This window comes from Providencia sp. Je.9.19 (genome assembly GCF_051129765.1).
In the GTDB taxonomy this organism is placed as follows: domain Bacteria; phylum Pseudomonadota; class Gammaproteobacteria; order Enterobacterales; family Enterobacteriaceae; genus Providencia.
Window position 1 is genome coordinate 1 of record NZ_JBCPSS010000016.1, and the last position, 10,302, is coordinate 10,302.

Here is a 10,302-nt window from a genome sequence, read left to right on the forward strand (position 1 = left end):
CCCCCGAAAGGGAGATTATGACGGTTGTTATAATTTAAATGCGTTGTCTCTATTATTAAGGAATCTCATTCATGAAATTAAAAGCACTTGCAGTGGCTACAATCACCTCTTTAGGTCTTATTTCAACTGCCATGGCTGCTGATCAAGGCCACGGTAAAGTAATATTTAAAGGCGCTATTATCGATGCTCCATGCTCAATCTCTCCTAGCTCAATCGACCAAACTGTTGAATTAGGCCAAATTTCTAACATGGCATTAGTTGATGGTGGTAAATCAACTCCACGTCCATTCGAAATCATCTTAGAGAACTGTGATATCACTAACCTGACTAACGGTGTTGAATTAACCTTTGGTGGTACTACTGCATCTTTCGACAATACCAATCAAACACTGGGTATTGTTGGTGTTGGTGCTGGCGCTGGTGTTCAGATCACTAATGGTAGCGGCAATGTGGTGACTTTTGGAACAGCTGCACCATTCCAGCAAGTTCAAAATGGTAACAACACACTGATTTTCGCTGCTTACTTAAAAGGTAATGGTGGCGATATCAGCACGATCACTGCCGGTGACTTTAGCTCAGTAGCGGATTTCACTCTGTCTTACGAGTAATTCATCTTGAGCCAACAAATTAATTTGTTGGCTCATTCCGACTGAATTGGGTGTAAGAGAGGAAGCAATGAATCATTCGATAACCAGTGGAGTGTTTTCATTGATCTTAAGTATAGGCACGTTGACTGCGGTATCAACTGCACATGCTCAAGGCTCAGTGAGTATGAATGGAAGCATTATTGAAACAGCATGTGCAATTGATGTCGGCAGCCGTGATCAAACTATTGATATGGGAAGTATTGCGCTGACTCAAATTCGCCGTGATGGGCAAGGACCCGCTCGCCCTTTTGTTATCCGATTAGTGAATTGTGTTCTTGAACGCCAAAATCCTGACAAACCGAATTGGCAATATTTTCGCATAACATTCGATGGCTCCCATGACAGGGGGTTATTTGGTGTAAACGGACAAGCTCAAGGTGTTGGATTACAAATTCAGCGTGAGGGAGACGGTGAAATTGCCATACCAGGCCAAGGAATGTCAATGAGCGCACTAACAGCTGGAACAAAAGATCTCACCTATCGGCTACGGTTGGTGGCGAATAACCGCCCATTGGCATCAGGTCAATACTACAGTCAATTACGTTTCAAACTGGATTATGAATAGTCGGTTCCTCTAAGAAATGAAGATCTCCTTTGTAGGACGAGCTTCGTGAGCGAAATGACATTACGGATAAAAAAACGCAAAAGAAGGTCGAGATGATGACCCTGAATTTCATTCACACGCCTGTGTTACGGATAACTCGGCCTTGCAGATTAGGGCTTTTAGTCGCGTTGGCTATTAGTTTTGGTGGTCACGCATCCGATATTACATTTAATATGGATATGCTAGACGTCAATGATCGTAATAACATTGATTTAAGCCAATTTGCGCGCCCAGGCTATCTCATGCCTGGTGAATACAGTTTTACGGTTTTCTTAAACAAGCAAAGCATGCCGGAAGAAACTGTCTTTTACTATGCGCCTGAAGGTGAGTCGGATGAAAGTCTCCCTTGCCTGAACCCTGCTTTAGTTGAAAAGTTCGGTATCAAGCCTGAATTGATGTCGACATTGAAGTGGTGGCACGAAGGACAGTGTTTATCACTTGAAAGTTTACCCGGAACTGAGGTTAAAGCCGACCTTGCGACTTCGGCTATGTATATTAGTTTGCCGCAAGCCTACCTCGAATATACCGCTGAGAATTGGGATCCTCCCGCACGCTGGGAAGAAGGGTTACCCGGCGCATTGTTTGATTACAACTTAAATGCACAAGTGGGCCAGCAAACCCGCTCAGGACAACAAACCAACTACAGTACCAGCGGTAATGGGGTTGCTGGTGTTAACTTGGGTGCTTGGCGTGTTCGCGCTGACTGGCAAATGCGTATTGATAAGCAGCAAGGACAAAGCACGACCACATCACTAGATTGGACTCGTTATTATGTCTACCGAGCAATCAAATCATTAGGTGCAAAACTCACTTTAGGTGAGGATTATTTAACCTCTGATATTTTTGATAGTTTCAGATTTACAGGGCTTAGTTTGGTTACCGATACCAATATGCTTCCACCCAATCTACGTGGATACGCACCAGAAATTACTGGGGTCGCAAAAAGTAATGCGACAGTTATTGTGAGCCAGCAAGGACGAATTATTTATCAAACTCAAGTCGCTGCGGGCCCATTTCGTATCCAAGACTTGAATGATGCATTAGCTGGGCAAATCGATGTTGAAGTTAAAGAACAAGACGGCTCAACACAGAGCTTTACGGTAAATACTGCAAGTGTTCCGTATTTAACACGACCAGGACAACTGCGCTACAAATTAGCCGCTGGGCGACCAACAAATTGGCGCCATCATGTTAGTGGCGATACCTTCGCAAGTGGCGAGTTCTCTTGGGGGGTTAACAACGGCTGGTCACTGTATGGAGGTGGAATTGGTGCGGAAAACTATGCATCCGCGGCTATAGGGATTGGTCGTGACTTAATGGTATTCGGTGCATTGTCATTCGATATCACTCATACTCGGGCGCATCTAACCAACTTAAGTGACATTGGCGACAAAACATATCGTGGGAGCTCATACCGTTTAAGTTACTCTAAACGTTTTGATACCTATAACAGCCAAGTGACATTTGCAGGATATCGATTCTCTGAGCAAGGTTTTATGAGTATGTCTGAGTATTTGGATGCGCAGGAAACAGGTGCTCGCCAATACAATAGCAAAGAAATGTATACCATCTCTTATAACCAACAATTTTCAGAGTTAGGGCTAAGTGCGTTCATTAACTATTACCATCAAACCTATTGGGATCAACCCGATAACGACCGCTATAGTATTTCATTAGCGCGCTATTTTGATATTGGTAAATGGAAGAATCTTAGCCTCAACTTGACGGCCTACCGAAATCGTTATCGTGAAAGTAATGATGACGGCGTATATGCGTCACTCACAGTGCCTTGGGGTGAAAAAAGCTCCGTTAGTTATAACAGTAGTTGGGATAAAAATGATAACTCACAGCGTGTGAGTTACTACAGCACCATCGATGAGAGAAATAACTATCAGCTAAGTACCGGATGGGCGCGTTCAGGTGCGCTCGTGAGTGGCTATTACACTCATCAGGGAGACTTAGCACAGCTCAACGCAAACGCAACATACCAACAAGACCGTTATCGGTCTGCGGGGTTCTCTTTGCAAGGTGGTTTCACTGCAACAGAGAAAGGTGCCGTACTGCATCGTGGTAGCAAAATTGGCGGTGCTCGCATATTTGTTGATACCGATGGTGTACCTAATATTCCACTACGTGGTTACGGCTCTATTGTGCGTACCAATCGCTTTGGACAAGCCGTTATTAGTGATGTGAATAGCTATTACCGTAACCAAATTAGCGTTGATTTGAATGCATTACCAGATGAAGCGCAAGTCTCCCAATCGATAAAGCAAGGCACTTTAACAGAAGGGGCAATTGGCTACCGTCAATTTGATGTTGTCGCAGGAAACAGTGCGATGGCGTTGTTAAGGCTATCGGACAATAGCACACCACCTTTCGGAGCAATAGTCTTAAACGGTCGTGGTCAGCAAGTCGGTATGGTGGGTGATGATGGAAATACCTATCTTACTGGTTTAAATGCAAAAGATACCTTGCAAGTTCGTTGGGATGACCAAGTGCAGTGTGAAATCACACTCCCTGATACCTTGCCAGAAGATGAATATTTACAGGCAAGCTGGTTACTACCGTGCCACAAACCGGGAGCAAAAGCCGCATCGCCAGCGACCATAAAAACACAATCAGCGAGTCGTGCATTAGAAGCAATGCCGAAAGCAGCAGAACTGGTTGTGCCTGTAGTTGAAAGAACGGCGCCAAAGGAACCAAGTCGCTGGTTACAAAAATAATAAAAATGGTGGTACGCAAAGAGCGATGAGGCTCCTTAACCATAGAAGATAACAATATGATGAATAACATGATGAAAAACAAATTAATGAACAAAAAAAATGCCCATAGAGCAGTATTCGCATTGGCTGGCGTTGTGTTGACTTCAACAACGCTATCTTCTGCTCAAGCGGCAGTTGCATTAGATAGAACTCGAGCGATTATTACGGGAGACGAAAAATCGATCAGTTTAAATATCAGCAATGAAAACAAACAATTACCTTATCTTGCTCAAGGTTGGGTGGAAAATGAGAAAGGTGAAAAAATAAGCGACCCATTTACGGTATTGCCACCGGTACAACGTGTTGAGCCAGGGGCAAAAAGCCAAATCAAAATCCAAGCACTGCCAAGTGCAGCGGCACTGCCGCAAGATAGAGAATCCGTGTATTACTTTAATTTGCGTGAGATACCACCAAAAAGTGATAAGCCCAATACACTGCAACTGGCGTTACAAACACGTATCAAATTGTTTTATCGACCGAAAGCCATCATTCCGACACGTGAGCAAATGGATAACCCATGGCAGGAAAAAGTGACTCTTACTCGCCAAGGTAACCAGTATACGATTAATAACCCAACAGCCTATTACGTTTCTTTTGTCGATGCTGTTCCCAACAAAAATGGACAAACGGTCGCAGGGTTTGAGCCAGTGATGGTGGCACCAAAAAGCAGCAAAGCACTGAACGTCAGTGCAGACGCATTAGGTAATAAACCTGTGCTGACCTATATCAATGATTACGGTGGTCGTCCAACACTGTCGTTTACATGTCAGGGAAATAGCTGCCATGTGGTACCTGAAAAAAAATAGACTGATTTGAAATGCGCGATGAGATAGCAGGAGAATATCATGGCAAACACAAGCAGGATGCTCCGTTATGTGGGCTTAGGAAGTTTAGCGCTGAATTTATTCAGTAACATGGCGATGGGAACAGCTCTAAATAAAGTTGATAACTGGGATGTAGATGGCTCACATGGCACGCTATATGTCCATGGGGCCTTGACGGAAAGTGCTTGTCGTTTAGCAATGTCATCAGTATATCAAACTATTAATTTAGGTACTGTGGGAACCGGACAGCTTCAGCATGTCGGGCAAACAGGTCATCCTGTTGCGATTGAACTGCGTTTAGAAGATTGTCTAAGTGGTGAAAGCCGCAGCCGTACTGCACAGGGAAATCTGTTGTGGAGCCAACAAATGCCTTCAATGAAGATCCGCTTTTTGGCTCCTATAGATACTCAAGACCCGCGCTTGGCAGCTGTTATCGGTGTTCAAGGAATTGGCCTGCAATTCAGTGATGCTACGCGTTCACCAATTAACTTAGGTGAGTACAGTACACCACAGTTGGTTTCACCTGGACAAAATCAATTAACTTACTATGTGACACCAGTTCGTACCTCTGCTCAACTAAATGCTGGGGCTTATCAGGCGTTAATTAGATTTCAGGTAAGTTATGAATAGGGGCATGGAGATGAGAGGAGCTTATTTTCTTACGATATGCTTTAAAACACTTGTCCTAGCAGGAGTGTTTTTCTTCGGCGCGCTGATTTTACTCAGTTTTTCTCACAAAGCTATCGCTGCTGATTTAACCTCGAATATTCAAATTCGTGTAACAGTATATGGTGAGCCAGAATGTACTCTTGGCGGTGCAACAACAACCTCTGTCGATTTTGGCGATATACATCAGGCAAAAATTGATGGCACCTATGGTCGCTCGCCTATCAATTACAATTTGGTATGTAATGGCTTAGATAAGAATGCATTAAAGATGACGCTGAGGTGGACGGATAGACAAATCAATGGCGAATCATCAGTAACAACGAATCTTACCAATTTAGGTATCGCTATTTACCATGATGGGACTCGGTTGAGTAATGATGCAACACTCAATTTTAATTATGGGAATTCGCCTGCTTTATATGCCGTCCCCGTTAAACCTACAGGGGTAAACTTAACATCAGGTGGTGATTTTACTGGCAATCTTACGATGGTACTGGATTACCAATAGGATGATATCAATGAAATTATTCCGTTATCTTCTCTCGGTCTGTATGATGCTTAGCCTATTTAGCCAAAGCCAAGCAACAACACTTGGTATCCAACTAAAAGGTCGATTATTGGTGACACCGCCCGAGTGCATTTTGAATAACAACCAACAAGAAACTATACATTTTGGCGATATATTGCTCCCGCGTATCGATGGAGTTCAATACAAGCGCACTGTACCGATGGGACTCAGCTGTACAAATCTAGTGAAAAACACTATAAAACTCACGCTTGTCGGTGATGGAACATCATTTAATAGCAATGGCGCATTGAAAACGAGTAACCCAAAACTCGGGCTTTCTTTTTATGTGAACAATGCTAAGCAAGTTATTAACCAGCCTTTCAATGTGTTATATACAGCGCTGCCAACCTTAGAAGTTGCTCCGGTAAAAAATAGTGACGCCAATTTTACGAATACTGATGGCGGATTTTTTACAGCGCTGGCAACACTGAAAATTGAGTATCAGTGAGAATGATTATGTGGAATAACAATCAAATTAAGCATTGGATGGCAGGATTTATAATGGTGATGTCCATATCTTCAGCACAGGCGAATTGGGCATTTGATGGCACGTTAATTATCCCCCCTGTATGCCAATTAAGCCATGACGACCCGATAAAAGTTTCATTTGGTAAAGTTGGTGTACGAAAAGTCAATGGTACCGCTTTCAAGCAACCTATTCCCTTTCAACTAGATTGTGTTGGCGATATGACACAACCGTGGGATATCAGCTTGATATTCGGAGGAACACCTGCGGGAAGTGGATTTGATAATGCGACATTAAGAACGGTGACACCGTTGAATAATGGCAAATTAGGAATTCAAATTCAGAAAAATGGCCAACTTCAACCATTGAATGAACCTTTTTTGATTAATGCGGCTTCACTACCATCCCTTTCAGCGGTTCCTGTCATGCGCTCAGGAAGCGAACTCGTCGGGGATAATTTTACTGCATCAGGCACGTTAACCATTATTTTTGAATAGGAGGCGGCAGTCATAACTATGAATATTAAACGTAATATGAGCTTTGCCTTTGGCTTATGGTTTTTGGGTACCACCATGGCCTTTTCTGCAAATGTGGAATTTGATGGCACGTTGATTGAGGATGCTTGTGATGTTTACCCCGGCGACGAATCTATTGAATTAGATTTCGGTACAATAGTTGATAAATACCTGTATCTAAATACTCAAACCAATAGCCAACCTTTTACCATTCGATTAATTAATTGTGATTTAGCATTAGACCATGAAGTAAAAGTCACATTTATGGGCGCAGAAAGTTCAGCTTTACCTGGTTTACTAGCGTTAGATGCTGGAAGTCAAGCATCCGGAGTGGCGGTTGGTATTGAAAGTATTTCTGGCGCAGCTATCAAAATTAATAGTGGTAGTTATACCCAAGGGTTGTATGCCGGAAATAATAATGACCTAAGATTTCAAGCATATGTAAGGGCCGAGCCAATCCCATTACAAAATAAATCAATTGTGCTCGGTTCATGGGCTGCGAGTGCCACGTTCAAATTAGATTATGAGTAAATCATTATGTCTGCTAAAAAAACAAAAATATACGGAATGTTAAATACAAGTCGTTTGAGTATTTTATTATTAATCATCGCATTAGCGTCTCTATTTCCTTCTCGCCCCGCCAATGCGAATGCGTATGTAGTGCCTGTGCGTATAGAACCTGGAGTCTATCCTCGTGCTGTTATAGACATTATTTCTTGGAGTGAAGCAAGTGGTGTTACTAACCCTTGTTATGGATCAACCCAATGCTGGGTAGGCCCCGATGTTCAGTATGAATCTGGTCCACCGTCGTTGAGCGGTTCTTGCTTAAATCATGATAACTGCATTCGAATTAACCAGTATCAAACAGCAGAACAAGTTGCGGCTGCTTTTCGTAGTGCAAAAGGTATTCCTTATCGTGCATCGTTTATCATTGATAACCCAGATGTAACTTGTATTGGGTTATTTTATGTCAACCATAAACCAACCCCGGGAGTTACGAATGCAATCCAATGGCCAGGTAGCGTTTGTGGTAAAATTCCACCTACAAATCAAACATGTAGTATTTCTTTGCCTGCTTTTGTTAATCACGGGGCACTCAGTAACACAAGCTTAAATGGTAAAACAAACTCAGTTTCTGGCAATATCACTTGTACACAGGCGACAAATATCAATTTAGTTGCTCGTTCAACGACAGGTGAGCGTTATGTATATTTAAATTCGACATCTAACTTTTATTCAAATCCATTAATTAACAATAAAAGTGGTTGGAGTGGTGCCAATATGAATATTTCTGGTAATAATGCGCCGAATCCATTTACATTTACGTCTGAATTACATGCATCAGGAACGGTAACGCCTGGGTATTACACTGGAAATGCAGTCGTCATTATTGCATTTGATTAGTTAATCAAAGCCTTCGAACCCAATTCACTGACTCGATTGTTGAGTAGCGTATTTTATTAAAAAATACGCTGCTTTTATGAATGTTGATAAGCTGTAACCTTTTCATTTCAATGATGTTTTTAGTACCCCGATAAAATAAAATGTATTTGAAAAACGAACAGAAAATCGATTCCGCGTTATGATGCACATTCTTTAGTGAGGAGTGAGTGAGAGGGGCTTGTTGCAAATAATAAATTTGTGTATTTTTCACTCGGTACTAAGCGGGTATTTTAAGCTAAAACGGTCTCTACATTGAACAATCGATTCATAAAGGCAGATCTCTCCTGCACCCGAAATTCGGGTTCATACCGACGTAGCCAGTCATCAAATTGACCTTTATTCAGTTTTCGCAACGTTTCAAATCCTTGGAGCGTTGACCACGCTCGCTTCGCGGATTTGAAGCCGCCTGTGGCAACAATCAACTTTTTTATCGGGGTGTGATCTGATTCAATCCGATTATTAAGGATTTTGATTTGCCGTTGTTTCACGTCAGCTCGAAGTTTCCCTTCTTTAATTAAACGAGCGATGGCGTAACCGTAAGCTGCATGCTTATCGGTATTTAAGGTTTTTGGTTGTCGCTCGGAGCGATAAGGTTTTAATACGCGTTTGAGAAAGCATAGGCAGCATAACGGTTACGTTTGGGTGAAAAGTAAACATCCAGTGTGTCTCCGTATTTATCTATTGCACGGTAAAGGTAAAACCATTTTCCGTTCACTTTGACGTAGGTTTCATCGAGCTGCCAAGAGGAAACAGCGCGAATGAATTGATATTTCTTGAGTTTTTTACGGAGAATGGGGGCATTCAATAAACCAACGATAAATCGTTGAACGGTGAACCGAAATCCCCCGTTCAGCGAGCATATCACTGACGTTGGCATAACTTAACGGTGTAGAAGCATACCAACGTAAGCACCAAAGGATTATGGTTGGCGCAAAATGTTTCCATTTAAACTCGTTTGGAGGCATGCGTTTATCCTAAAGCGATGAACAATACCGTGAGTGTTTCTCACTTAAGTCATTTTTGCAACAAGCCCGTTTAATCGAGTGAGCCTATCAATTTGTTCAACTAATAAAATATCACCTTGTTGACTATCACTGAGTAAACGCGAAAGTTCAGGGCGTTCTAATTTTATGCCACTAATATGCTCGCGATAATAATTCGCAATTCATCCCCCTCGTTCTTCAACAAAATCATTTAGCATATTTTTTGCTCTATCTGCATATTGATCTTCAGAAGAGGCTCTGAAGTAAGCTCGTATGAACATTTTTTCACCAATCTATCGCATTTAAATTATCTCATTAAAAGTACTGCATATAGGTTATTGCATTGATAGTAAATTGATGGTTTTTAGCTTATATCATTAGAGTATACCCTAAAGCTATAGCCTGTTTTGTTAAAAATACTACAGTGACGTGACCAGTCTTAGCTGACTTCTTCACTGAAGTATTTATGAGCTTTAGGTATTAGTAAAAATGGCGTCGAGGGCTGAAATAATTGCGCTTCTGGATGATGCTGCGTTACAAATAAAATCTTTTTTATTAATTTTTTTTGTATCTAAAAACGTAATAGCAGGTGTAAATATATAATAATTGTAATGCTCAATAGACAATACAGGCGTTATTCTTTTTTTATTGAGGGTAATATCATTTGTTGACACAAGAGGAACAACAATCCTTGGGCACTGTTGCAAAGTTTAAGTAGCCGGTATGCTAAATTAACTATTTCATTACTGAGGCCCGTTTGGTGAATGCATTTAAAGGTCGTCATTTCACAGGTATTATCATCCTTTGGGCTGTGCGTTGGT

Annotated in this window: 10 protein-coding genes and 3 pseudogenes; 10 read left to right on the top strand and 3 right to left on the bottom strand. The window is 41.8% G+C overall.

All coding sequences use genetic code 11. The features are described from left to right. The first annotated feature begins 71 nt into the window (after nt 1–71). The 10 genes from AAZR93_RS21365 to AAZR93_RS21410 all read left to right on the top strand — a co-directional run bounded on the left by AAZR93_RS21365 (nt 72) and on the right by AAZR93_RS21410 (nt 8,459). Entirely contained in the window at nt 72–608 is a 537-nt protein-coding gene (locus tag AAZR93_RS21365) for a fimbrial protein (RefSeq protein WP_434721017.1), read from the top strand. A gap of 67 nt (nt 609–675) precedes the next feature. Continuing rightward, nucleotides 676–1,212, top strand: a complete 537-nt coding sequence (locus tag AAZR93_RS21370) for a fimbrial protein (protein ID WP_434721018.1) — start codon at nt 676–678, stop codon at nt 1,210–1,212. Between the two features lie 92 nt (nt 1,213–1,304). Continuing rightward, nucleotides 1,305–3,974, top strand: coding sequence for an outer membrane usher protein (locus tag AAZR93_RS21375; protein ID WP_434721019.1), 2,670 nt, complete (start codon nt 1,305–1,307; stop codon nt 3,972–3,974). A 56-nt stretch (nt 3,975–4,030) separates the two neighbouring features. Then, the gene (locus AAZR93_RS21380) at nt 4,031–4,819 is read left to right on the top strand and encodes a fimbria/pilus periplasmic chaperone (protein ID WP_004907602.1); all 789 of its coding nucleotides are present in this window, start codon (nt 4,031–4,033) and stop codon (nt 4,817–4,819) included. A 39-nt stretch (nt 4,820–4,858) separates the two neighbouring features. Next, complete coding sequence (locus tag AAZR93_RS21385) at nt 4,859–5,467, top strand: fimbrial protein (protein ID WP_434721020.1); 609 nt, start codon at nt 4,859–4,861, stop codon at nt 5,465–5,467. A 10-nt stretch (nt 5,468–5,477) separates the two neighbouring features. Further along, nucleotides 5,478–6,014, top strand: a complete 537-nt coding sequence (locus tag AAZR93_RS21390; RefSeq protein WP_434721021.1) for a fimbrial protein — start codon at nt 5,478–5,480, stop codon at nt 6,012–6,014. Between the two features lie 10 nt (nt 6,015–6,024). Next, nucleotides 6,025–6,522: a fimbrial protein gene (locus AAZR93_RS21395; protein WP_434721022.1), complete on the top strand. Its 498-nt coding sequence runs from the start codon at nt 6,025–6,027 to the stop codon at nt 6,520–6,522. A gap of 2 nt (nt 6,523–6,524) precedes the next feature. Continuing rightward, entirely contained in the window at nt 6,525–7,037 is a 513-nt protein-coding gene (locus tag AAZR93_RS21400) for a fimbrial protein (protein ID WP_434721025.1), read from the top strand. Between the two features lie 18 nt (nt 7,038–7,055). Next, a complete protein-coding gene (locus tag AAZR93_RS21405; protein WP_434721023.1) occupies nt 7,056–7,586 on the top strand; it encodes a fimbrial protein in 531 nt (176 codons plus the stop codon). 6 nt (nt 7,587–7,592) lie between these two features. Then, nucleotides 7,593–8,459 carry an MrpH family fimbial adhesin gene (locus AAZR93_RS21410; protein ID WP_434721024.1) on the top strand — a complete coding sequence of 289 codons (867 nt, stop codon included), beginning with the start codon at nt 7,593–7,595 and terminating at the stop codon, nt 8,457–8,459. Nucleotides 8,460–8,728: 269 nt separating this feature from the next. On the opposite strand, the pseudogene AAZR93_RS21415 reads toward AAZR93_RS21410, so the two are convergent. The 3 pseudogenes from AAZR93_RS21415 to AAZR93_RS21425 all read right to left on the bottom strand — a co-directional run. Further along, nucleotides 8,729–9,463: pseudogene (locus tag AAZR93_RS21415) on the bottom strand (IS6 family transposase). Nucleotides 9,464–9,531: 68 nt separating this feature from the next. Beyond that, a pseudogene (locus tag AAZR93_RS21420) lies at nt 9,532–9,762 on the bottom strand (recombinase family protein); the annotation flags it as partial. A gap of 192 nt (nt 9,763–9,954) precedes the next feature. Then, a pseudogene (locus tag AAZR93_RS21425) lies at nt 9,955–10,173 on the bottom strand (CcdB family protein); the annotation flags it as partial. Nucleotides 10,174–10,302: the final 129 nt, after the last annotated feature.

Bases quoted from the DNA above. Each gene is read 5' to 3' on its own strand.
- AAZR93_RS21400 (WP_434721025.1), top strand. From the start codon at position 6,525: ATGATTATGTGGAATAACAATCAAATTAAGCATTGGATGGCAGGATTT.
- AAZR93_RS21380 (WP_004907602.1), top strand. From the start codon at position 4,031: ATGATGAATAACATGATGAAAAACAAATTAATGAACAAAAAAAATGCC.
- AAZR93_RS21370 (WP_434721018.1), top strand. From the start codon at position 676: ATGAATCATTCGATAACCAGTGGAGTGTTTTCATTGATCTTAAGTATA.
- AAZR93_RS21390 (WP_434721021.1), top strand. From the start codon at position 5,478: ATGAGAGGAGCTTATTTTCTTACGATATGCTTTAAAACACTTGTCCTA.
- AAZR93_RS21375 (WP_434721019.1), top strand. From the start codon at position 1,305: ATGATGACCCTGAATTTCATTCACACGCCTGTGTTACGGATAACTCGG.
- AAZR93_RS21410 (WP_434721024.1), top strand. From the start codon at position 7,593: ATGTCTGCTAAAAAAACAAAAATATACGGAATGTTAAATACAAGTCGT.
- AAZR93_RS21405 (WP_434721023.1), top strand. From the start codon at position 7,056: ATGAATATTAAACGTAATATGAGCTTTGCCTTTGGCTTATGGTTTTTG.
- AAZR93_RS21365 (WP_434721017.1), top strand. From the start codon at position 72: ATGAAATTAAAAGCACTTGCAGTGGCTACAATCACCTCTTTAGGTCTT.
- AAZR93_RS21385 (WP_434721020.1), top strand. From the start codon at position 4,859: ATGGCAAACACAAGCAGGATGCTCCGTTATGTGGGCTTAGGAAGTTTA.
- AAZR93_RS21395 (WP_434721022.1), top strand. From the start codon at position 6,025: ATGAAATTATTCCGTTATCTTCTCTCGGTCTGTATGATGCTTAGCCTA.